The sequence below is a fragment of the Cytobacillus horneckiae genome (assembly GCF_002835735.1).
GTDB classification, from domain to species: Bacteria; Bacillota; Bacilli; order Bacillales; family Cytobacillaceae; genus Cytobacillus; species Cytobacillus horneckiae.
The window spans coordinates 168239-192234 of record NZ_PISD01000030.1; the positions used below are offsets into that span (position 1 = coordinate 168239).

22 protein-coding genes are annotated in these 23996 nt (G+C 36.6%); 8 read left to right on the forward strand and 14 right to left on the reverse strand.

Annotated elements, in window-relative coordinates; all coding sequences use genetic code 11:
* Window positions 1-23 precede the first annotated feature (23 nt).
* The 8 genes from CWS20_RS14220 to CWS20_RS14255 form a co-directional block, all read right to left on the reverse strand.
* Window positions 24-1214, reverse strand: a complete 1191-nt coding sequence (locus CWS20_RS14220; RefSeq protein ID WP_101226334.1) for an ATP-grasp domain-containing protein — start codon at window positions 1212-1214, stop codon at window positions 24-26.
* Window positions 1201-1839, reverse strand: coding sequence for a sugar transferase (locus tag CWS20_RS14225; protein WP_066189321.1), 639 nt, complete (start codon window positions 1837-1839; stop codon window positions 1201-1203). Before CWS20_RS14225 ends, CWS20_RS14220 begins: the two co-directional genes overlap by 14 nt.
* A 117-nt stretch (window positions 1840-1956) precedes the next feature.
* On the reverse strand, window positions 1957-3183 hold the full coding sequence (locus CWS20_RS14230) for a DegT/DnrJ/EryC1/StrS family aminotransferase (RefSeq protein ID WP_066189318.1): 1227 nt from the start codon (window positions 3181-3183) through the stop codon (window positions 1957-1959).
* Between the two features lie 377 nt (window positions 3184-3560).
* Window positions 3561-4445, reverse strand: coding sequence for a UTP--glucose-1-phosphate uridylyltransferase GalU (galU, locus tag CWS20_RS14235; RefSeq protein WP_066189315.1), 885 nt, complete (start codon window positions 4443-4445; stop codon window positions 3561-3563).
* Window positions 4446-4458: 13 nt separating this feature from the next.
* On the reverse strand, window positions 4459-6279 hold the full coding sequence (locus CWS20_RS14240; RefSeq protein ID WP_066189312.1) for a polysaccharide biosynthesis protein: 1821 nt from the start codon (window positions 6277-6279) through the stop codon (window positions 4459-4461).
* 215 nt (window positions 6280-6494) lie between these two features.
* Complete coding sequence (locus tag CWS20_RS14245) at window positions 6495-7256, reverse strand: tyrosine-protein phosphatase (RefSeq protein WP_066189309.1); 762 nt, start codon at window positions 7254-7256, stop codon at window positions 6495-6497.
* Between the two features lie 109 nt (window positions 7257-7365).
* Window positions 7366-8064, reverse strand: coding sequence for a CpsD/CapB family tyrosine-protein kinase (locus tag CWS20_RS14250; protein ID WP_241504191.1), 699 nt, complete (start codon window positions 8062-8064; stop codon window positions 7366-7368).
* Window positions 8048-8791 (reverse strand): YveK family protein, encoded by a 744-nt coding sequence (locus tag CWS20_RS14255; protein ID WP_066189307.1) that lies wholly within the window; start codon window positions 8789-8791, stop codon window positions 8048-8050. The genes CWS20_RS14250 and CWS20_RS14255 overlap by 17 nt, the downstream gene beginning before the upstream one ends.
* 225 nt (window positions 8792-9016) lie before the next feature.
* Between CWS20_RS14255 and CWS20_RS14260 the strand changes: the two genes are divergently transcribed.
* A complete protein-coding gene (locus tag CWS20_RS14260; RefSeq protein ID WP_066189302.1) occupies window positions 9017-9775 on the forward strand; it encodes an SGNH/GDSL hydrolase family protein in 759 nt (252 codons plus the stop codon).
* 43 nt (window positions 9776-9818) lie between these two features.
* On the opposite strand, the gene CWS20_RS14265 is transcribed toward CWS20_RS14260, so the two are convergent.
* From CWS20_RS14265 to trhO, 3 genes are all read right to left on the reverse strand, one after another.
* Complete coding sequence (locus CWS20_RS14265) at window positions 9819-13070, reverse strand: fibronectin type III domain-containing protein (RefSeq protein ID WP_066189297.1); 3252 nt, start codon at window positions 13068-13070, stop codon at window positions 9819-9821.
* Between the two features lie 292 nt (window positions 13071-13362).
* Window positions 13363-15381 (reverse strand): penicillin-binding transpeptidase domain-containing protein, encoded by a 2019-nt coding sequence (locus CWS20_RS14270; RefSeq protein ID WP_066189292.1) that lies wholly within the window; start codon window positions 15379-15381, stop codon window positions 13363-13365.
* A 273-nt stretch (window positions 15382-15654) separates the two neighbouring features.
* Window positions 15655-16602, reverse strand: a complete 948-nt coding sequence (trhO, locus tag CWS20_RS14275; RefSeq protein WP_066189289.1) for an oxygen-dependent tRNA uridine(34) hydroxylase TrhO — start codon at window positions 16600-16602, stop codon at window positions 15655-15657.
* A gap of 382 nt (window positions 16603-16984) precedes the next feature.
* Here trhO and CWS20_RS14280 point away from each other — a divergent pair, with 382 nt between their 5' ends.
* Complete coding sequence (locus CWS20_RS14280) at window positions 16985-17872, forward strand: helix-turn-helix domain-containing protein (RefSeq protein ID WP_066189286.1); 888 nt, start codon at window positions 16985-16987, stop codon at window positions 17870-17872.
* Between the two features lie 44 nt (window positions 17873-17916).
* A complete protein-coding gene (locus tag CWS20_RS14285) occupies window positions 17917-18117 on the forward strand; it encodes a hypothetical protein (RefSeq protein WP_066189283.1) in 201 nt (66 codons plus the stop codon).
* Window positions 18118-18185: 68 nt separating this feature from the next.
* On the opposite strand, the gene CWS20_RS28035 is transcribed toward CWS20_RS14285, so the two are convergent.
* Window positions 18186-18332 (reverse strand): YwzD family small protein, encoded by a 147-nt coding sequence (locus CWS20_RS28035; RefSeq protein WP_157090473.1) that lies wholly within the window; start codon window positions 18330-18332, stop codon window positions 18186-18188.
* Between the two features lie 392 nt (window positions 18333-18724).
* Between CWS20_RS28035 and CWS20_RS29320 the strand changes: the two genes are divergently transcribed.
* The 4 genes from CWS20_RS29320 to CWS20_RS14305 all read left to right on the forward strand — a co-directional run bounded on the left by CWS20_RS29320 (window position 18725) and on the right by CWS20_RS14305 (window position 21076).
* Window positions 18725-19000 carry a helix-turn-helix domain-containing protein gene (locus CWS20_RS29320; protein WP_350339529.1) on the forward strand — a complete coding sequence of 92 codons (276 nt, stop codon included), beginning with the start codon at window positions 18725-18727 and terminating at the stop codon, window positions 18998-19000.
* Between the two features lie 75 nt (window positions 19001-19075).
* Complete coding sequence (locus CWS20_RS14295; protein WP_083957113.1) at window positions 19076-19507, forward strand: tetratricopeptide repeat protein; 432 nt, start codon at window positions 19076-19078, stop codon at window positions 19505-19507.
* Window positions 19508-19668: 161 nt separating this feature from the next.
* The gene (locus CWS20_RS14300; RefSeq protein ID WP_066189281.1) at window positions 19669-20709 is read left to right on the forward strand and encodes a C40 family peptidase; all 1041 of its coding nucleotides are present in this window, start codon (window positions 19669-19671) and stop codon (window positions 20707-20709) included.
* 55 nt (window positions 20710-20764) lie between these two features.
* Entirely contained in the window at window positions 20765-21076 is a 312-nt protein-coding gene (locus tag CWS20_RS14305) for a hypothetical protein (protein WP_066189279.1), read from the forward strand.
* Between the two features lie 133 nt (window positions 21077-21209).
* On the opposite strand, the gene CWS20_RS14310 is transcribed toward CWS20_RS14305, so the two are convergent.
* Window positions 21210-22475: an efflux RND transporter periplasmic adaptor subunit gene (locus CWS20_RS14310; RefSeq protein ID WP_066189277.1), complete on the reverse strand. Its 1266-nt coding sequence runs from the start codon at window positions 22473-22475 to the stop codon at window positions 21210-21212.
* Window positions 22476-22490: 15 nt separating this feature from the next.
* The gene (locus CWS20_RS14315) at window positions 22491-23153 is read right to left on the reverse strand and encodes a hypothetical protein (protein WP_066189274.1); all 663 of its coding nucleotides are present in this window, start codon (window positions 23151-23153) and stop codon (window positions 22491-22493) included.
* 308 nt (window positions 23154-23461) lie between these two features.
* Between CWS20_RS14315 and CWS20_RS14320 the strand changes: the two genes are divergently transcribed.
* Entirely contained in the window at window positions 23462-23953 is a 492-nt protein-coding gene (locus CWS20_RS14320; RefSeq protein ID WP_241504192.1) for a transposase, read from the forward strand.
* Window positions 23954-23996: the final 43 nt, after the last annotated feature.

The following is a 23996-nucleotide window of genomic DNA, read 5'->3' on the forward strand; positions in this document are numbered from 1 at the left end:
TGATTTTTTATTTCTAATCATTTTTATTCGATTTCTATTGAGATTGCAGAAAGAGCTTTTTCACAAGTGTTCATCGCAGTGTATACAGTTGAACCTTGAGCAATTACATAGCCTAACCTATCATGGCTATTGAAAACCCCTCTTGATTGATCACCTATATTCTTTAACATCTTAATTTCATTAACCCCAACTATTTGACTAGCTAAGCCTAATCCATCAATCTTTTTAATGAAACCAACATCCCCGGTGATATACTGTATGGCACTTCCTTTTTTAAACTTAGTCTTCAAATCTACTTCTTCACCACAAGCTAGGGTGATTACTGCCTTCATCATGTCCACCCCAGTCGAGAGTGGTACCAAATGAGTAGATATAAAATCACCACCCATACGTGCTCCTAGTTCAATTAGCTTTGGACCTTCATTGGTAAACATTATTTCGACATGAGCTGGACCATTATTAATACCTACAGCTAAAACAGCTTTTACAGCAAGGTCTTTAATATTCTCAATATTCTCTTTACCAAGTCTACTCGGTTGGGTATGACGCGTTTCTACAAAATGCGGCGCACCCGTTGTCAATTTATCAGTCACTGCTAATATATGTACTATTTCATTCACAACTACTATTTCTACGCTCACTTCTTTACCATTCATATATTCTTCAATGATTACTCCTGTTTTAGGACTATGTTTCAAGCTATACGAAATAGATTTCCTTAATTCCTGAGGGCTCTTAATAAGTACAACGCCTCTGCTACCTGAACTATCTATTGGTTTACTTATACATGGATAAGTTAATTTACTTTCAATGCTATCGAGTTGTTCGACCTCTTGCAAAATATAATACCAAGGGTGTGTAACTCCATGAGCTTCAAAAGCCTTTATCATCTCCCCTTTGTTTGTAGATTTTATTGCCGTATCATATGAAATACTATTCAGTCCAAGTTTTTCACAAGCATATGCTACAGCACGCATAGGCATATCCGTTGCTAAGGTAATTACTCCATCTGCACAAAAATCTTTAGCTGCTTCATAAATACCATTCTCATCAATTGTACTAACGTTATAATATTTGTCCGCATAAGAAACACCTATAGCATTTTGATTATAATCAGCAACCGCAACCTTCATTCCCATTTCTTTTGCTTTTATAATTGCTGGTAGCTGTAAATACGAGCCACCTACTATAAGTAGTTTTTTATTTTCTATCATTATGATTACCTATTTCGATACCTTTCTTTTTAATTGAATTTGTATTAATATTTTTCGCTAAAAGGACAGTATTCACTGTCTGAAAAATAATTTTAATATCCAACCAAAAAGATATATGATCAACATAATAACAATCATTTATATATTTTTCTTTTTGTGGAATAGAATTTCTAAAATACGCCTGATTATATCCTGTTATCCCTGGTCTAACCGAAATTCTTTTCCATTCAATTTTATTGAAGGATTCCAATGATTTAGTAGTCAAATTGGGCCTAGGACCTATTAAACTCATATCTCCTTTTAACACATTCAGAAATTGTGGAACTTCATCTAATGACGTTTTTCTTAAGAAACGCCCAATTTTTGTTACTCTAAAATCTGTATCTCCGTTATATGTAGAAGAATCATCATTTCTTATATCAGGCGCATTAACATACATAGATCTAAATTTATACATTTTAAATACTTTGCCGTTAAGTCCTCTTCTTTCAGCATTATAAAAAACCGGCCCTCGATCCTCTAAATATATAAATGGTGATAAAATCAAAATTAAGAGAATAATAAATGGCAATGCTACTAGACCAATTAATATATCTAACAACCTTTTGAGTAGTTTTTTATACATTATTTCCCCCACTTTACATATTTCTCACGAATAAAAGATTTATTATTACTAGAAGATATAGAAAAAATAATTATGGTTATTGTAATTCATGAAGTAATCACTTGATTCACTTTTAATTTATATTTTTATCACTTCAGACATAGCTCTTTTTAAGCTATCAATTATATGATGTACATCATCTACGCTTAACAAAGGATGTAGCGGCAGAGTAATTTCATTCACATACTGTTTATAAGCATTCGGGTACATATTTATATCAAACCCTAAATCCTTATAAGCCGTAAACAAAGGCAAAGGCTTATAGTGGACATTACAAGCAACCCCCATTTCAGCCATTTTAATAATTATTTCATTTCTTTCTTCTTCACTAATTCCATTAATCCTTAGTAAATAAAGATGGCCCGAAGAAGTAAATCCTTCTCCATAATGTTGTAAACTTTGAATTCCCAGTGGTAAGAGTGTTTTATCATATGCCTCAATAATCTCTTTACGTCTTTTCTGTAGACCTTCATATCTATCTAACTGTATTAAACCTATACTTGCCATAATATCAGTCATATTGCACTTATAAGCAGGGTAAACAATGTCATATTCCCATGATCCTTTTTGTGTTTTGGAAAGTGCATCTTTTGATTGACCATGGAGACTATACAACATGTATTGATTATAAAGCCAATTATCATCTAAACCGAGGTCTCTACGCCAAACGACTGCTCCACCCTCAGCAGTTGTCAAATTCTTTACCGCATGAAAAGAAAAACAAGTAAAATCAGCGACTTGCCCACAGTTTAAACCATTTCTTTTTGCTCCAAATGCATGAGCAGCATCGGCCATTACAATGACTCTATTAAATAACCATTGAAGTTCATTATTTGGCTTAAACAAGTGGGTTTTATTTTCTACAATTTCATATATAGCATCGTAATCACACATCTTTCCGGCAAGGTCAACAGGAATAATCATCTTCGTTTTTTCTGTAATTGCATTAGCCAGTTTTGTATAGTCCATTTCAAAAGAATTAGGTGCAGTATCAACTAGTACAATCTTTGCCCCAACATGTTCTATAATAGAGGCAGATGCCGTATAAGTATATGCTGAAGTAATAACCTCATCGCCAGGTCCAATTCCTAGGATTCGAAGAGTAAGCTCCATTGATGATGTTGCAGAATTTAAACAAACTGCTTTGTCAGTACCAACGTATTCTGCTATTCTTTTTTCAAACTCTTTTGTTCTTGGCCCTGTTGTAATCCATCCAGATTTCATTGTTTTTATTACTTCTTCAATTTCAGTATGCGTAATATCTGGCGGAGAAAAGGGAATATTCCTTACTTTTATATCATTCATTTTAGTTCTCCTCAAATTTATTCGAATATTTAATTACAAATATTTATTTCTTTAGTCTCTAAGTAGTTAGTTAAAACTAATTTCAATTAACTACTTAACTACCAAACTTTTAAAAATTTTAACAATGCCACTGATTAAGTACATAACTATAGAAGTGAATATATTTATAATTTAACAGGGCATCCAACCCCACCTCACATCACACTACCGACAACTAAGTATCTAAGGCATTTCAGCCCACAGCATAACCGAGTGCCTTCATTGATATAGGTAAGAAGACATCACCTTTTGTTCTTGTATCTAACTTATTTACAAAAAATACTCTAGATACTCCAAATTTAAACAGAATATCTAGAATTGATTTGTCCATATAAACTCTATATTTTATTGACTTGCATCTCGCTTAATTTCGCGTCTAAAAATGTCATTAAGTCACCTTTTAATTCTGGATCTTGCAGTGCCATTTCAATTGTTGTTTTAATGAAGCCTAGTTTTTCGCCGACGTCATGACGCTGGCCTTGAAAGTCATAGGCAAAGACTCTTTGGATTTGGTTTAGTTTTTGAATGGCGTCGGTTAGCTGGATTTCTCCGCCGGCTCCTAATTCCTGCTCTTCTAAGAACATGAAGATTTCAGGTGTTAGTATATAGCGGCCCATGATCGCCAGGTTGGATGGTGCGGTTCCTTGCTTTGGCTTTTCGACGAATTGATTGACTTGGTACCGTCTTCCTGTTTGCATTGCCGGGTCGATAATGCCATAGCGATGGGTTTCCTCTTCAGACACCGTCTGTACCCCGATGATTGATGAGAGGGTCGATTCGTACTCGTCCATTAGCTGACGCAGGCAAGGTTTTTCGGATTGGACGATATCGTCTCCGAGCAATACAGCAAAGGGCTCATCGCCAATGAATTTGCGGGCGCACCAAACTGCATGTCCCAAACCATTTGGTTCTTTTTGTCTAATATAGTGAATATCCACTTTGGATGACTCTCTTACCTTTTCAAGCAGATCAAATTTTTGCTTTTGAATGAGGTTTTCTTCAAGTTCAAAGGAGTGATCAAAATGATCTTCAATCGCTCGCTTCCCTTTGCCTGTCACGATGATGATGTCCTCGATTCCTGAGGCTACTGCTTCTTCTACGATGTATTGGATCGTTGGTTTATCTACGATTGGCAGCATTTCCTTTGGCATTGCCTTTGTTGCTGGCAGGAATCTCGTTCCTAACCCAGCCGCTGGTATTATCGCTTTACGTACTTTTTTCATGATAAATCCTCTCTTATTTAACGATTGATAAAATATTGTTCTTCCTTTTATTTGCTACATTTAAGACAAACTCTCTAATTTCTTTCGAATTCATTCGGCTAAATTGTTCTATTAAATATTGAACTTCATTTTCCTGATCTAAGACGGCTTTGCCAATAAAGATTTTTGGGAAGACGGCTTGTTTGTGTATCTCTTTGTCACCGAGCAATTCCTCATACATCTTTTCACCAGGGCGAATGCCCGTATATTGTATTCCGATTTCTTCTATTGTATAGCCAGATAATTGGATTAGATTTTTTGCCAAGTCGACAATTTTGACCGGTTCTCCCATATCTAATACGAATACTTCTCCGCCTTCAGCAAGTGAGCCAGCTTGGAGAACAAGCCTTGAAGCCTCAGGAATAGTCATGAAATATCTCGTCATATCCGGATGTGTGACAGTAACAGGCCCGCCGATTTGTATTTGTTTTTTAAATAGCGGAATTACACTGCCTCTGCTGCCTAGCACATTTCCAAATCGTACGGCAACAAACTTGGTTTTACTATGCTGGTCCAGCTGCTGTACAACCATTTCTGCGATTCGTTTCGTAGAACCCATTACATTTGTTGGATTGACCGCTTTGTCTGATGAAATCATCACAAAGGTGTCGACGGAAAATGTGTCTGCAGCTTCAGCGACATTTCTTGTGCCAAGGATATTATTTTTCACTGCTTCTTTCGGGTTGTACTCCATTAGCGGAACATGTTTATGTGCAGCTGCATGATAGATGACATGCGGCTTATATCTATCCATTGTTTCAAAAATTCTTTCCCTATCCTGAATATCTGCAATGACAGGGATGATTTCTATTTCATCCTTATATTGATTTTTTAATTCCATATCAATTTGATAGATTGAATTCTCTCCATGACCCAGTAATAAAATTTTGCTCGGCTGGAACTTGCAAATCTGGCGGGAAATTTCTGATCCTATCGAGCCGCCTGCACCAGTAACTAATATGGTTTTGCCTTTAATTGTTTTTGATATGCTCTCTATATCAAGTTCTACAGGCTCACGGCCAAGCAGGTCTTCCACTTGTACATCACGAAATTGATTGACCGATAGTTTGCCGAGCATAATATCTTCAATTCGAGGCATTTTTACAGTTTTCGCTTTTGTTTTTGCGCATTCATCAAATATTTTCTGCATTTCCTCCTTGCTCAAAGAAGGAATGGCAATAATGATTTTATCAATTCGTAACTTTTCAACTGTATTGCTTATTGTTTGTGAATTCCCAACTACTGGGATACCGTAAATCTGCAATTTGTATTTCGTCGGATTATCATCTATAAAGGCTACTGGCAAGATGCCCGTGTCTCGGTTATTTTTTAATTGCTTTACTAACATCGTTCCTGCCGCTCCTGCACCAACAATGAGTGCACGTGATAGATTTGGTTGCGGCTTAATATATCTATCTCTGTAAATTCGCCATGAAAAGCGCGATCCACCAATCAATATCACATGGAGCATCCACGTCATAATCAAGGCCCTAAAATAAATATCCCCTATAATTACTTGCTGAAAGATAGCAGTCATGAGCACCGACCAAGTGACTGCCTTTACAATCGCAACTAGCTCCCCTACACTGGCATATTCCCACGCTTTGTTGTAAAGCTTGTAGATTGACGCAAATAAATGATGTGATATGAGCAGTGTAATAGAAGTTACTAATAATACCTTTGATGTGAAAATCTGCAGCTGCGGATGGAGTATAAAATAACTGACATAGATGGCTGATAAAACGATTAAAGAATCTAACAGCACCCAAAATGTCATTCTTTTTTGATAGGTCATTTGATATCCCCTCTTATCAATAATGATTCCTAGTTGTTTTAATCTTTATATGTATGATCATTCGCGTCAATTCAAGTAGATCGTTTTACCCAATATATATAAAAATACAACATTTGTCTTATTTTCAAACATTACTTTATACCTATAAAAAGACAATAGTTAATACCGATATTATCAATGATTACAAGATTATCTGAATTTTTGATAACAAAGACCTAAAAGATACCTAGGATCTTTTTCCTTTTTATTTTCGTTGGTATTTCTTTATAAATGTTTTGCCCATCCACGACTAATTGTGCGTTTTCAGTTAATAAATAAACCATATCCATTCCGTATTCTTTTTCAATTACATCTAAGGCTTCATTGAAACGAAAGGATCGACTAGTAATGTTATGTGCATCTGAGGCGATAAAATGAGTGAGGTTCGCTTCGATGATTTGTTGTGTAAATTTCTTTATATTTTTGCCAAAATGTCCACATACACTGGATGAAGTTATTTGGGTTAGCGCTCCCTTATCAACCAAGTTATATAATATGTCAGGTTGTTGGATTAGCTGTGCATTTCTTTCTGGGTGAACAATAATCGGTATGATTCCTTCTAAAAGAAGGTTATATAAGAGGCCCTCTGCATATTTAGGGACGTGATCAGCCGGAAATTCAATAAATAGATATTGTGTTTCACAAAGTGTTTGGATCTTACCTTGATTGTAATCCTGAAGGATATCACCGTAGATTCTCACTTCTTGGCCTGGATAGATAGTTAGTGGGATGTTTTCTGCTAGTAATCTATCATTTAAATCTTTTACACCATTTACAATTTTTTGTTTTTCGTTTTGATACTTATGGTTGTAATGAGGAGTGGCAACAATCGACTGAATTCCATTATTTATAGCTTCTTTTGCCATTTCTATACTATCTTCCATTGTTTGTGCGCCATCATCCATATCCGCTAAAATATGACAGTGCAAATCAACCATTACCAAACACCTCCATTATTTCCTTTTTTGTAAATTAACTGATTATTTTGTCATATTATCACTATTCACTTTGTTAGTTAATAGCGAAACATGTCGAATGACACATTTCCTATTTACCGTAATAATAGTATTGATCAGATTCCTTCATTTTAACGTTATTTAGAATAACCCCTAGTATTTTCCCCTTTGCCGCTTGCAGCAATTCTTTGGCCTTGAGCAGCTGGTCCTTCTCTGTTTTTTTACTTTTCGCTACTAATATTGTTCCGTCACATTTATTAGATAGAATTTGTGCATCCGTCACTGCAAGCAATGGCGGTGTATCGAACATGACTAAGTCATATTGGTCTAAAGCTTCATCTAAGAAGCGATCCATCGCTTTCGATCCTAGCATTTCTGAAGGATTTGGCGGGATTGGTCCGCTCGTTAATACGGACAAATTTTCAATATCAGTCTCTTGTACAGTGTCTATAATTGAAGTTTGGTTAGATAAAATATTTGATAATCCACGCGTATTTAATAGATTAAATGTATAGTGAGCCGTTGGTTTACGTAAGTCTGCATCAACGATGAGCACCTTTTTTCCCTGCTGAGCAAAAACAACGGCAAGATTTGCTGATGTAGTGGATTTCCCTTCTGATGGCCCTGCAGATGTCACCATGATGGTTCTAACCTCTTCGTCCAATGAAGAAAATTCTATATTGGTCCTTATTGTCCGGTATTGTTCTGCAACCGGGGACTTCGGTTTAATTTTCGCAATTAATTTCCTTCTTGTCTGCATTGCTGATTGCTTCTTACCTTTCAGTGCCAACTGACTCACCCCTTACACTTGCTCTCCGAACTGACCGGCTTGTTTGTTCTTCCATTTCGTCAATCGTCGCAATTTTGCCTAATAGAGGCAATCCGATTACTTTTTCAATATCTTCTTCATTTTTCACAGTATTATCGAGGTATTCCAGAAGGAAAGATAAGCCAACTCCGGCCATTAAACCAACAACAAGGGCGATAGCGATATTTAATAATGGCTGCGGCTTCACAGGTGATTGATTCTCTCCTACTTCAGCCTTTGCAAGGATCGTTACATTATTGATTTTCATAATATTTGCAATTTCCTTTTGGAAGACTTCAGCTGTTTTATTTGCAATAGCTGCCGCCTGCTCTGGACTTTCATCCTGAACAGAAATGTTTACAACTTGAGAATTTTGTTCACTTTGAACGGTAATTTTTTCATTTAATTGTCTCGTTGATTCTGATAAATTAAGCTCTTGCTTTACGATATCTAAGATTGCTGGACTCTTGATGATGACATTATATGTATTGATTAATTGCAAATTCGTTTGAACTTCAGTCGTACTATATTGTTGATCTTCTTTTGCTTGATTTACTAAAATTTGTGTAGAAGATTGATAGATTGGCGTTAAGATAAAGTAACTAACCACTCCGCTAATCATAACAGCCGCTAATACAATAGAAATAATTAGGACTATTCTCTTCTTCAATATTAGAAATAATTCTTTTAGACTAATAGTTTCTTCCATCATTTCCTCCTGGCAACTTATTAAAACAAAGTATAGTATAACACAATTTTAGACAATTAATTGCATAATAATATCTATTTATCCCAAAATTTAATATTTTTTTTGGCAAGTTTTCTTTTGTATACTATTATTTAACAATAACCTCTAGTAATTTAGTAGTATATTTTTATAATTGGTAGTAATTACATATTTTTCAGATTAATTAGGTCAATTGGGGGTATTAATGTGAGGAATTTACTTGTTTTTTTATTAGTTGTTGTTTCTGTAGGTATTTTATTTTTTAGCCATAGTTATTGGGAAGAAAAGACTACATTTACGAGTGGAATGAAAACAAATGAGAGGAACGAAGATTTGACTGTAGATGAGCGCGGCAGTGGCGGTGATGATTATTTAGGAAAAGCAGGAAAATGGCCTCAGTCTGCAAAGTATCGATATGAGAAGCTACTGCTAGAGGAAATCCCTTTTCAAATTGTCATTGCCGGTTCTTCTTCTAACATGGAGAATGAGAGAAGCTGGGCAACCTTAACGAAGGATGCTATTAAACGAGCTTATGGAGAGACTGCGACCGTAGATTTGCTTTCATTTGCCGGAAACTCTGCCGAATTCGATGTTGAGAATATTACTGGGAATGAACCTGACTTAGTCTTGTTAGAGCCGTTTTTAATGGCGGATAATTCTTTAGGTTTTATTTCTTATGATGAACTGTCTGGTTGGATAGATGATATTTATAGCGCAAACGAAGAAGCAACAGTTATTCTTCAGGCTGCCAATCCTTTTTATATGCCTGAAAAGTATCAGCAACAAGTGAATGAGTTAATGGTATTTGCAGAAGAGAATAATCTTGTGTTTTTAGATCATTGGGAAGCTTGGCCAGATACAGATGATGACACAATCTCTGATTACCTCACAAACCTGTATTATCCTAATGAACTCGGTCATGAGCTGTGGTCCGATTATCTAATTAACTATTTTATTTCAGAGTAATGAAAAAGGGAGGCTCCAATTTTCTGAAGAGCCTCCCTTTCTATTATCCTTGGACTTTTCTCTTTCTTGAAACGAGGAGTAAAATCATTCCTGCTAACAAGATGGTTACGCCCATCGCGATGTAATTGTACATATTTGTTGATGTGTTTGGCAGTTTTTTGCCTGTTTGTTTCTTTTTGTCTTCACCCTGCTTGTTTGGCTTAGAGCCGAAGTTTTGCTTTTTATCATCGATAATGTCTGATGGTTTTTTAGAGCCGCCTGGCGTTTTGCCTGGTGGTGGTGTTTGCCCGTCTCCATCACCTGGGTTGCCGTCCTCGCTGTCAGTAGTTGCTTTTGAGAAAGTATAGCCAAGCAGCTCATCTTCTTCTGACCATGCATAAAGCTCTACTTTATAAAGTGTATCTGACTCTAGTTCTTCGAATACATATTCTAATGTATCTGGTTCAACCGAATCATAAATCTCGCCATCTAAGATTAAATCATACTCATAAACTTCTTCTTCGCCTTCGTATACCCATGCTGCATTAATCGTATCTGTAGTTGTTTGAATGTCTGTGAAATATAAATCTTCACTTAATGTATGAACAAGCTCGTATGCCCAATCAACTTCTTCACCATCTGCATTTACCGCTTCAATCTCAACTTCATAGCTAGAATTTGGCGCTAAACCAGTGTATAAGTAGCTGTTAGCTGAAGCTGGAACGTTGTCAACTTTCTCTCCGTCAAGGTACAGATTATAGCTCTCAATCTTTTCCTCGCCTTCATATGCCCAAGTTACATTTACAGAATCATAGGATGATTCCCAGTCGGAAATATAGAAAAACACTTCCTCAGTCGCTTCACCGTAATCAACCATGACTCCTCTTGCAATCAATTCTTCAATGACCTTCATCGCGTCTGAGCCTTCAGAAATATCTAACGTCTGGATATTGACTAAAGATACGTAGAATAAATATGGAAGGTCAAGCAATGTCTTAATATTCGTTAATTCTGTTTCATCCGCAACTAACATTTGTAAATGTCTCATGCCTTTTAACGGGCTAAGGTCTGTTACCGGGTTGCCAGTAAGAATTAAAATCTCCATTCTTGAAAGCATATCTGTTGCTGCCCAGTCAAGGCTAGACATTGCAGTATAAGCGGCTGATAAACCGAGAATAGGCAAGTTAGATAATGCACTATAGTCTGATAGCGGGTTGAAATCAACTGTTAAATATTGAAGTCTGTTTGCTCCTTCTAACCCTTTCAAACTTGCTAATTCATTGCCAGTAAGATCAAGCTCCACTAGATTATTTAATGATGATAGGTTCGGTAGCTTCTTAAGGTCATTTCCTGCTAAACCTAATGCATTAAGGTTTTTAAGGCCAAGAATCGGTGAAAAGTCTTTTACGCCTAAATATGAAACATATAGTGACGAGAGGTTTGTCAGTGATTTTATTGGATGAAGATTTATTACACCTGTTTCATCAAGATCAAGATAAGCAAGTTTTGTTAGTCCTTGAATCGGTGTTAAATCTACAACCTTCGTGCCCCATAGAGAAAGCGTTTCTAGGTTTACTGCCTTTTCTAAGCCAGAAAGGTTTTTAATATTTTCTCCATCTACCATTAGTTGTGTTAATCTTTCCATGTCGCTTTCTCTTATATCTCTATCTAAACCTAATGTTCTCTTAATCGCACTTGCCAGGTTTTTATCCTTGATTTTCACAGCTTCGCCAGTTGGTTCTTCTGCTGTTTTAATTTTCATAGTTAATTTACCAATGAGGCGATTGCTTTCATATGCTTTAATAACAATTTCATATTCTGTATTTGCCTTCAGATTAGTAAACGTTTTATCCCAAGTATCACCTGAGAGCTCTTCCTTTTTTCCATCAATAGATACGATAAAGCTGTCTGGATAGGAATCAAAATTGGCTTCTGGCCAATAATCCCATACGACTTGAATTTTTGATTCATTAACAAAGCCTTTTTCCACATAAAGATTTAGGTCAGATTCATAATCGCTGTATACGGTAATGCCTTTCGCTTCAAGCTCACTTATTACTTTTTGCGCTGCTGGACTCTCAGCAATCCAGAGTTCACCGTACAAATAAACGATTTGTAAGTTTGGCATAGATTTTAAGAAATCCAGATTTGGTAAATTTGTATGGGACACATAAAGTTCCTTAATGTTTGTTAAACCTGTGATGACACTCGTATCCTTGATAGTTAAACCACTAACATCCAGAGTATTTAGTTTATTTAGATTTTTGATCGGAGAAAGATCTGTAATACTGTTATAGCCAATAAATAATTGTTCAAGGTTTACTGCGTGCTGCAATCCTTCTAATGATTCAACAAATAACCAAGAGATGGATAATGATTTTAATTTTTCAATATCTGTTTGATAGATTTCACGCTTAAGTCCTAGTTCTTCTTGTACTGCTAAATAAAGTGCTTCATCTTTAAATTCAACTGGCTTTCCTTGCGGAGCAGGTGAAGTTTTAATTTCAAGCTCGCTAGATACAGCCACTTTTCCATCTTTCAAGCCATCAATTCTGATTTTATACGTTTTATCAGCTTCAAGGCCTTCTATGTGATAATAAGATTGATAACCTGGTAATGTTGCTTTTAGTTCATCATTGACGTAAACTTCAAAATCTTCTTCATCATTCGGATTCCATGATATTTGTGCAGACGTGTCTGTTACACGGTGTGCAACTGCTCCAAATTCATGAACTGGCTGCTCCTCTGTTTCTTCTGTTTTCTCTTCTTCTTTAGCAGGATTTTCTTCAGGAGCGGTCGCTGTTTCTTCTTCAGTAGCTGGTGCTTCTGTTTCATCCGGCTGCGCCGGTTCGCTCTCTTCTGACTGAGTTTCATCCTTAGTAGAAACAGTCATTTGGTTACTTGACGTTTTTTCTTGAGTGATGGAGTATGTATACTCATCATTCTCTATTACTTTCTCGTCAGTATATTCATAAACTGTGTATACCTTTGTTTGATCGGGATTTTTTTCTGTAGCAAGCGGTTTAAGCGTAACAAGAACGAGTTCTTCGTTTTTCTTGATTGTGAACGCTTGTCCCTCTTCCGGTAAAGTTAGCTCTGTATCAGAAACAATACGCCATTTAAGCTTTACTTTTCCCTCTTCAAACTTTGGTTCCTGCAGCTGAATGTCGAATGCTGCCTCTGTTGCTGTTGTTGCCTCAGTGCCCTCAGTATCCGTATTTTCTTCAATTGTGTCTGTTGTTGTCGCATACACAGATGATCCGAAGATAGAGAATACCAACATCACACTAAGTAGCAGATGGAAATATTTCTTCATTGATAATTACTCCCCCTTTGTATGTTACTGGAAAATCTTCCTTTTATATTCTAAATCTAAGAGAATCATATAACGAACATTCAAAAAAGTATAGACACTTCTCGCTATATATTTTTCGACAAAATTAGATATTGACACCAGATCTCCAACTGCTTACAAACCCTTGTCGAAATACGTTCAATTTTGTCGGTTTATGGAGGATTTTGTAGGTGACAGGTACCTATTTTAAATAGAACAAGGGACTTGCCTTCGGCAAGTCCCTTGTTTAGTGCTTTATAGTGTATAGCGGGTATTATTGAAAACGATCTTTGTTTGCTTTGAAGGTGTCTGTTACTTTGTCGATGACGATTTTGGAGCCACCTTGTTTTTCAACGCCTTCTATCATCATCGAAATGAGCAGTTTAGGATTTTCAGGATTATAGGCAACAAACAAGCCATTTTCCTGACCTTCTTCATCCGCGCTAAGCTTTAGCTCAGCTGTGCCGGTTTTCCCTGCTAGCGGGTAGCCGTCGATTCTCGCTCCTCTTGCAGTCCCGCCTGGTTCATTGACAACCTTCTTCATCGCAGTTTCTACGGTTGCAGCAATATCTTCACTAATAACGTTTTCCTTCCATACTTGGCTCTTTTCATCGTTAAGCTGCAAAATCGGCTTGATGATGGATCCCTTGTTAATGAAAGCTGTATAAGCAGTTGCCAAGTGAACGACACTCATTTCCACATGACCTTGTCCATAGCCTGAATCAGCAAGAAGGATTTCTGTACCAAGTTCACCGATTTGCGAGTTCTCAATCGGGAAATCGAATGGAATGTCCTCTTCAAATCCAAAATCCTTCAGTCCTGCAGTGAATTTATCATTTCCTAAATTAAGTGCTGCTTGGGCAAAGTAGATATTATCAGAAATCATCATGGCCAAGTCAAAATCGACTGGCTTGCCTGGATCAGAGACTCTCGTTACTTTATAAGTGCCCCATGATTCACCCTTGCCCCATTTTAACCCTTTAATATCCATCGCGTCATTTGGGTTCAGCGTTCCTTCCTTAAGCCCAACCGCACCAGTAATCGGCTTAATCACAGAGCCTGGTGCATAAGTGTGCTGGAACCGATTAAGAAACGGCTGGTTTTTATCATTTTCCAGCTCTTCTAACTTTGCACCCGTGTATCCTAATGTCGCTTCATTCGGATCAAAGCTTGGGCTGCTGACAAGTGCCAGTGTTTCGCCTGTCACCGGATCGATTGCCGCGGCTGTACCCTGTTTTCCATCAAGTTGTTTATAAAGATCCTCCTGGAGGGTTAAATCAATTGTTAACTGAACATTGTCGCCATTTTCTACCGGTTTTTCAGCTATGGTTACTTCTGACCCGTCCTCTTTATTTATACCAATTGTCACTCCATTGGTCCCTTTTAGTTTCTCTTCAAATACGCTCTCAAGTCCTCTTTTTCCAATGACATCATTGTTCGAATAGCCTTTGTCTTTGTTTTTCTCCAAATCATCTGCTGTAACTGTAGCAACATTACCGATAAGATGTGCTGCCGCTTCTCCTGCAGGGTAGACTCTTCCTTGTACATCCTGCTTCAGGACACCTGGAAGTGCAAACAGCTTCTCTAATAATGATTGATTATCTGGTGATACTCTTTTAATCGGTACAAAATGCTCAGGCTGTACCCAATCTGCTTCAATTGTTTTTTTCACTTGATCAGCAGACATATTGAGCAGCTTCGCTAATTCTTCTATTGTTTTATCTGCCTGATCACCCATTTGCTGGGGAACGACACCGATTTGATAGATTGTGCCGTTAAAAGCAAGTATATCTCCTGTGCGGTCAACAATCTCTCCCCGCTGTGCCGGAACAGTCTGATAAGAAATCTTATCTTTCGGTCCAAGCTCTGGAAAAATATAAGTTGTATCCCAATCGATAAACCAATTTTCCTCGTCCTCAGCTTCTTCTTTAACAAGTGTAGCCTCATGTGTAAATTTAATCTCGCCAGCAGCACTATTCATCTTAGCTGAGAAAGGTAAATCAATTGTTTTCTCATCTTTATTTATTTCTTTTTCTTCATCTTTTTTATATGTAATTTCTAGGTCAGTAATGTCCAAGTCTTTATATACTTTCTCATAACGCGCAACAAAATCCTCTTTGCTAATTGCTTCTTTTGCTTCGGTTGAGAGCAAGCGATACATTTTATCAAAATCCTCTTTATTCCAATATTCGATATATTGTGATAATCGATCTTCCGGATTCACATCTTTATTACATGCACCTAGTACAACCAAAAACAAGATAGAAACACTAAATACAAGTATCTTTCTCATCTATCTCCCCCCTGCTACCATTTTACCATTGAAGTAGTAAATATTTCTATAGAGAGGCAATAGGGTTTTGTGTCTATTTATCGTTCTTTTGAATATGAAAGGCTCTCTAGGAAAAACTTTTGTTTTTACTGGCTAATGAAATCGAAAAAATAGCGGAATAGGTAGATTGTCCGACCGTCTTTGTGGAACACCTTGTTTACTAACTCCTCGGCAGCATCCAATTCCTCACTTCAAAAAAAGCTACCGACATTGTCGACAGCACTCTAAAATTTATTATGAAAGTACAGCTAATCTTTTTTCCACTTCTTCTTCAGTTAAGCCGTGCTGCGCAATATAGCGGTTACGCGGATGTGTACGACAGTGGTCTGAGCAGCTGCGCAAATATTTGTGTTCGTTTTCTTCGGAGCAAAGGATTTTTTTGTTGCACTCAGGATTGGCACAGTTTACATAGCGCTCACATGGTTCGCCTGTGTAGTAATCTTTACCAACAACAACATGTTCCTTTTGGTTGACTGGTACAGCGATTCTTTCATCAAATACGTATAGCTGTCCATCCCAAAGATCGCCTTGTACTTCTGGATCTTTACCATAAGTTACAATTCCTCCATGAAGCTGGGCCACATCCTCAAAGCCTTCTTCTAAAAGCCAGCCAGAGAATTTTTCACAGCGAATGCCGCCTGTGCAATAAGTAACAATCTTTTTGTCACCTAACATTTCTTTATTATCTTGAACCCACTTAGGAAGGTCACGGAAGTTTGTAATATCTGGACGAATCGCCCCTCTAAAATGTCCAAGGTCGTATTCGTAATCATTTCTCGCATCCAATACAACAGTATCCTCATCATTTAAACTCTCGTAAAACTCTTTAGCGCTTAAATATTTTCCCGTTGTTTCATTTGGATTAATATCATTTTCTAATCGAAGCGTCACAAGCTCTGGACGATAGCGAACCTTCATTTTTTTAAATGCATGTTCATCTGATTCATCGATTTTGATGATCATATCAGCAAAACGTGGATCTGCTTTCATATGTTCAATATAACGATCCGTTTGTTCTACTGTTCCTGAGCAAGTACCGTTGATTCCTTCGTCAGCAATAAGAATACGTCCTTTTATCCCTAACTCTTTACAAAAAGCTAAATGCTCTTGCGCGTATTCCTCACCATTTTCAATTGGTACATACATGTAATACAGTAATACTCTATAAGGTTTTTGTTCCATTTTACTTTTTCCACCTATCACTTTTATATTTGCAAGATATAATGGTTCAATAGGTTTTTAACACCATTTTCTTACTGATAATATTATAACAAATTAAACAAGAATTATTTAGTCTATTTTCGACACCTTTTTTTGGCTAAATAGGAAAGGCTAACTTAGCTTATATGTAGAAGGTGTTCCTAAAGCTTTCTGCCAAGGCATAACGAATCCATAGGCGTTGTTTCACAGGTCATTCTTCTCCTACTATAAGTAAGTAAACTGCTTTCTAGCCAGTATAATCGAATAAACAAAAAATAATCGAAAATACCCATATCTGAATATTTATAATTATTGATTAATATATACAATCTATCATATTATTAGAAGTAAAGGAGGTATCGATATGAGCCTTGATACAGTAAGCTTTGGGGAAATTCTCAGCGATCTTCGCCACTACAAGAAAATCGGGATTGAAGATCTTGCATATGAGATTTGTTCAGTGGAAGAGTTAATAGAGTTTGAAAAAGGCAAGAAATATCCCACCTTAGATCAGTTATATGAAATAGCCGCTAGACTGAATGTCGAAGTAAGTCATTTCATTAACTACGCATCCTCGAGTACCTTCAATTATGTAACGGCTGTGTTTCAATTAATAAAAAAATATAAACGTGAACGGGACTATGAAGCGATTTACGAGATTGTCAAAGGAGAGAGGGATAATCCGCTATTCAAGCAAAGTTTATCGCAGCAGTTTATGCTGTGGCATGAAGGCATTTGCAAGTATTACTTGCACAATGATTTAGCTGAGTCAGTTCAGCTGCTATACAGAGCGATTGATTTAACGAATCCGGACAGAAGCAATCTTTCTGAAAATGAAATTGAGATCCTCACAAGCTTGGCAATTATTAAATTTGAAGAAAAAGATTATATTTCAGCAACCAATATGTTTGAGGATGCACTGGATAATTTGGATTCTCTCCCACATATTCTAGATCCAAAAGTAAAACTGCGGATACTTTACGGATTATCGCAGACTTTGTCTGGAAGGGATATGTATAAAGAATCTTTAAAATATAGCAATCTAGGACTTAATTATTGTATAAATAATGAACTTCTCTATCTATTTGGAGAATTCTACTACCAATCTGGTGAAAATTATATAAAAATAAACGAGATTGATAGAGGAATTGAATATATTAATAAAGCAAAATCAGTCTTTTTGCTCCAAAATGATGAAAAATTTGCCAAATTAGTAAGTTTAGAGCTAGATAAATTATTAGAAAAGTGTTAATATTTAATTGTAATATATTTCAAATTTCGAAAGGAGTGTAATGCATGAAGAAGTTAGTTTCTGCTTCTGTTGTGGCTTTATCTGTTTTCGCTTTTAGTGGTTTTGCTGGTGCTTCAGGACTCCCTACTCAACATGGTGCCGAAGGTCTGCCTACTCAGCACGGACTTCCTACTCAACATGGTGCCGAAGGTCTGCCTACTCAGCATGGACTTCCTACTCAACATGGATTACCTACACAACATTAATAATTAAACATACGATAGAAGGCATCTCCCCGCCAGGAGGTGCTTTTTTCTTTTGTTCATGCTGTATTCTATGATTTTGTCGAATAGAGGAGAGTTTCAAGATCAGCTGCAATGCTATCAAGCATTTGTTGAAGTTTAATGTCATTATTACTAGTTCCTGTTTCATACGCCTTTGTAAGCACTTCTAACAGGAACGAATCGTTCTCGTGGTTCAATTTATTTCTATCCTCCTACATATCATTAGGTATATAATACTAAAATATTCTGAAAACATCAATAGATTAAATTAAAAAAGTACCGTTTCCATAGAATTTTTGGAAACGGTATAAAAGAGAATTGATTTGATAGGATAGAGATCCAAAGAAATGCGTTATATTAACGACCTATAAGGGTATTAAAACACAAGTCGGATAATTATGTATTCATAATAATCAGCGATATTCTAAAATTTCTCTGCCTTTTTCGATCAATTTGACTACTTTTCTTTATTAATTATAACTCTAGGAATATCGAAAGGATTGATAGAGATGGATTTTTCTGCGATTGGAAAAAAGTAAAAGAACTGCGCAAAAGTTTAGGACTATCACAGGCTGAATTAGCAGAAGGCATATGTACTCAAGCACAAATTAGCAAAATTGAAAACGGCGATGTGATTCCCCTCGCCTCGACACTCTACTTGCTTGCCCAGCGATTAGGCTTAAGTGTTGACTACTTTTTTGATATTAGTTTATCTCCAAGGCTAGATTATGTACATGAGGTATCAGAGCAATTGAAGTTAGCACGGAAAAGAGTGAATTATGCATTGATAAAAGAAATTGTTAAGGCAGAAGAAAATAATCCATTATTTATAGCTAATAAATATCACCATCAGCTTCTCATTTAGCATAAGGCCATTTATTGTTATCATCTCCATCGCAATTTTGAGCTTGCCGTTCAATTGATAGAAGATGCAATCGCAATGACATTTGAGAAAGTACCTAGCGAAAGAGAGATTGAAATTTATTTTAGTAAAGGGATATTCTTTGCAGAGGAAAAACGACATAAAGAGGCACTTGAAATCTATCAAGAAGCTGACAGACGATTAAAAAATCTACTTTACTTAAAGGATACAACAATTCGCTCACGCATTTCTTTTAACTTGGCAAAGTCCCTGACCAATTTAGAACAATATGAGAAGTCGATAAACACTTGTCATTTCCCCATAAAAGAATGTCTACAAAACGATGATTTTTATTTATTAGGTGACCTTAACTACCAAATTGGTTTTAACTACGAGCTACAGAAAGAGTGTCAAAAAGCAATTATTTTTTATGAAAAAGCATTTTTTATTTTTACAATGCAAGGAAGTCCGTTTATTCAAATTGTTACCGATAAAATTAAGAACTTATAAAGTCAGATTTTGTCGTAAGTCCTTTATTCACATGTCTTTAGTCATCGATTTTTGCAAGTTTTGCTGTTTTTTTGTCAAAGGATGTAAAAAATATGATTCTATAGCCGATATTATGATAGAATTTACCTTAAAATATAGCAAAAAAGGAGAGATTACGAGACGTGAAAAAACAAATGGTGTCGCTAGCTGCAGTCGCTATAGTTTCCTCTGCTTTTGCCGCTCAGGCGTCCGCAGATTCGACGCATACCGTAAAAAAAGGTGATACACTGTGGGAATTGTCAAAGAAATATAACACATCAGTTGCTCAATTAAAAAAATGGAATAATTTAAGTTCGGATTTTCTACAAATTAATCAGAAGCTGATTATCTCGGGTGATTCTTCAACAACTTCTAAACCTAATGCTCCTGCAAATCAGCCTCAAGCTAAGAATACATATAAAGTTGTATCGGGTGACACTTTATCTAAAATTGCCAAACAACATAATATGTCAGTAAAAACACTGAAGGATTTAAACAAGCTGACTAGCGATCTTATTTTTCCAGGACAAGTCTTTACCGTTTCTGGCACTGCCAGCGGAAGTAACAATAACAATAATTCTTCACCATCTCCTGCTCCGGGCGGAGGAAATTCGAATAGTGGAGTATATGTCATTAAGCCCGGTGACACTCTGAGCGGAATTGCAGCAAAAACAAATACAACTGTCAGCAATCTAAAAAAGTGGAATAATCTAAAGTCTGATTTTATTCTTGCTGGCCAAAAGCTTGTACTTAACGGGAATCAAGGCGGCAGCGGTAAGCCTGCGGAAACAAAGCCTTCAACTCCTAATGAAAATGTATCTGGCAATGCAGCTGCTATTTTAAATGAAGCTAAGAAGTACCTTGGAACACCATATGTGTGGGGAGGTTCATCTCCTAGCGGGTTTGATTGCAGCGGGTTCATTTATTATGTGTTAAATCAAACGGGTACGAATATTGGACGTACTTCAACTGAAGGCTATTATAGCCGCTCATACTATGTGGACACCCCTCAGCCTGGAGATATTGTATTTTTCGAAGGCACATATAAGAGTGGACCCTCTCATTTAGGATTTTACTTGGGGAATAATGAATTTATTCATGCTTCCTCTAATGGAGTTGAGATTACTAACCTTAATAACTCTTACTGGAAAAAGCATTTTGACGGGTTTAAACGATTTTATTAAGACACCTTCTCAGGTGTCTTTTTAGTAAAATACTATTTTAATATGAGGTGAGAAAGTGGACTTATTATTAATTATTACTATTTTAACCTTGCTATTGCTTTTACTAAGTCTATTATTAATTTATTCTAAAGTTTACCGTAAAACTCTCGGCAGACTAAGCTTTGTTTTAATTCTCTTTGCAATGCTCTCCTTTCCTCATTACTCTATTATTCGCAAGGAAAGTCAGGCTCTGCTTAGTGTTGATTTAAATACGGTAAGTACTGTGTTTTTAATCACTTGGATAACAACGGCTATTTGTTTATTGATAGGTACTTTCTTTCGCTTTGGTGTAAGAATTGAAGATGAAAGTGATATGTATATGAATTAAAAAAAGCAGCGGAGAATTTCGCTGCTTTAGTGTATTGATAAAGTTTGGTTTACTGTGAAGAAGAGGTCTCGCCTGTCCCGCCGAACGCAAGCGGTAACATCGAAAATCCCAAGCGCTCATAATGATGTTGCTTTTATCTAGCTAGGAAACCTTTTGTAATTGATTTTGCGATTTCACCGCCTGATAATTTCCGATAGCTTGCTTTCGTGTTTTGCGTTGGAGCTAGCCGCGTAATAAAAGGCTGATTTGCTTTTATAAAAAGAGGTCGTTCCATAGCGACAAGCTCGCTGTATTCAAGTCCTGATTTAACCTCTTGTGTTTGGTTGAGCTTTAGCCCGGGTTCGATTTTTCTCCTATCAACAATGCCTCCTGTGCCTAGGACATAACTATAATAATTTTCCTCCCCCTTCTTCACTCCTCTTACAGGGATCGTTAATGCGTCAGTCACTTCATTTGTTATGATTTTCAAATTGACATGCTGTCCATAAATATTTGTTTGTTCCATCTGTTCTTCGAGTTGAACTGTAAAGCGGTAACTGTTTTCTTTTCCCACTGCAGGTTTTTTATTTGGATACGTAAATACTTCATCTACTACGCCATTAATTTGTTTATTGCTGTTATCGTAAGTAATGAAAACCTTCATACCAGGCAGAACTTGCTGAACTTCATCCTCGTTAAGGTTGCCTTCGATTTTCTGATCGTTGGAGATAATTGTTATGATCGGATTGTCCAGTTCATGCTTAATATCTTTGACTGTTCCAGATAGCTCGCTTGTTTCCGTTAATTGCATGAGGGTGGTATCTGTCGATTGAATCAAGTCTTCATATTTTTCGATTTCAGTTTCCAGCTTGCTTTTTTCCAGCTTTTTATCTTCGATATCTCTCGCAATGGATTGGCTTATGTATGGGCCTGCATCAAAAGGATGTACTTCCACGACTACTGAATCGCCATTGTTAGTTGTTGCTCTATTTGTTTGTGATGTTGTGTTTGTATTAGTATTTGGTTGAATCCTTGTCATATCGGAAATATGCTGATCAATGCTCGTGATTTCTTTTCTTAATCGGTCGATTTCAGCCTGGAAGGACGCTCTCGTAGCGTTAATATCCTCTGGCGAGTATTGAAACAGCTCCGTTCCCGGTTCCACCGCTTCCCCTTTCTGAACTAAAAATCCGTCAAAACTGCCATTATTAGGGTCGTAGTAAAGATGCTGTTCTTCCTTTGGAATGTAGACACCCGCTGACGGCATTGTTTCTAGCAGATCCTGCTCCTTGACCGAGGTCCACTTTGTTATATAATTGACACGCCTAATATCCTCCTCGCCCTTAAAAATCAGGACGATGTTCACTGTAAGAAAGATGGCTATAGCCAGAGCCAGGGCTGTAATTAGCTTCCACTTCATGAAGGAATCCCTCTTTTAAATAATATTTTCAAACTTAATATAAGATAAAAGTGCCGCAATGATGGCGACAAATACGTAAAAACCAATGAGTGTGAAAATGAGGAAACGCGGTGATTTCTCAGATAGGTTTTTATAGTATATATATATAAGAATAATAGCCCAGATTTTAAATAATGTAATATTGGAAAAAAAATGAATAATGAGCTCGATTGAGGTAAACGCTTGAGCAATAATTCCAAATGAAAATATGTTCGATTCCACTCCTACTCCGAGAATAAGATTTATAGGAATACTGATTAGTTTTTCTAATAGAAAGATCATAAATATAATCAATTGCACGATTAATAGTTTTCGATATTCAACATCTAACAACGTCCAAAAGAATAGGGATGGTATGAATATGGCTAACAGCGACCAGACAAGCCCCCATAATATTTGTCCAGAAGCAAATAATGTTTTTTGCGCTTCATACTCTCCTCTTGAAAGGTCAGTTAAAGCTTTTGAAACAGATTCACTGCCAATGCCAAAATATGCCGAAATTCCTACGATTATCATACTTGCGATTGCCAGCAACAGGATAGGCCTCCATAAGCCGACAAAACTCTCCTCTTTCCTTAACTGATATGAAATAAAACGCGGTTCTCTCAGCCCACGAAAAAGAGGTACTCGATAGCCCATAAAATATGTCCCCCAAGCCAAAATTTACTAGTCTACCTATATTGTAACTTATAAATCATATTTTTGAATAGTTTAAAGTTACCAATAGATAAAAGCTTAAAACCGCGTTGGTGCCTGTCACCTCCAGGTTTCGACACGGAATGTCGAACCTTGGAGGTGACAGGCACCAAGGAGTATTCATCATACAAATATTAGGAGGTAATAAAATGGTTAGAAAGAGAAGAATCTGGAGTCCGGAGCATTTTCATCATGTGGGGAATCGAGGGAATTGGCAGGAGAATTTGTTTAGGGAGAGGAGGGATTATTTCGTGTTTTTGAAGATTTTAAATCGTGTCCATCAGTTTAGTAAAATGGAAATTTGCAGCTATTGTTTGATGAGCAATCATTATCATCTGCTTATTCGGACCCGTTCCATCCCTTTATCAAGTGTAATGAGGAGAATCAATAAAAGCTATACAGATTATTTTAATGAGAAATATGAAGTAAGGGGGCATTTGTTCGAAAAACGTTTTTTCAGCAATCCCGTTTACGATGATTATGGGTTGTTAGAAGTTAGTCGCTATATTCATATGAATCCAGTTGACGCAAAGATCTCCTCAACCCCTCAGAACTATTATTGGTCAAGCTACAAATATTTTTTCTCCCCATACATTAAACAACCCAATTTTTTTACCTCAAATCCAATTGTTTCATCTTTTCCAGGAGAGTCGATTCATGCAAAAAAAGGAACGTATTGCCAATGGTTAGAAAGAGCTTACCGCCTGGATAGTTTATATAAAAAGAATGATTTAGAGCAATAATATTTTCTTTTGATGCTGTTTTCACTTTATCAAGGTAGATGAA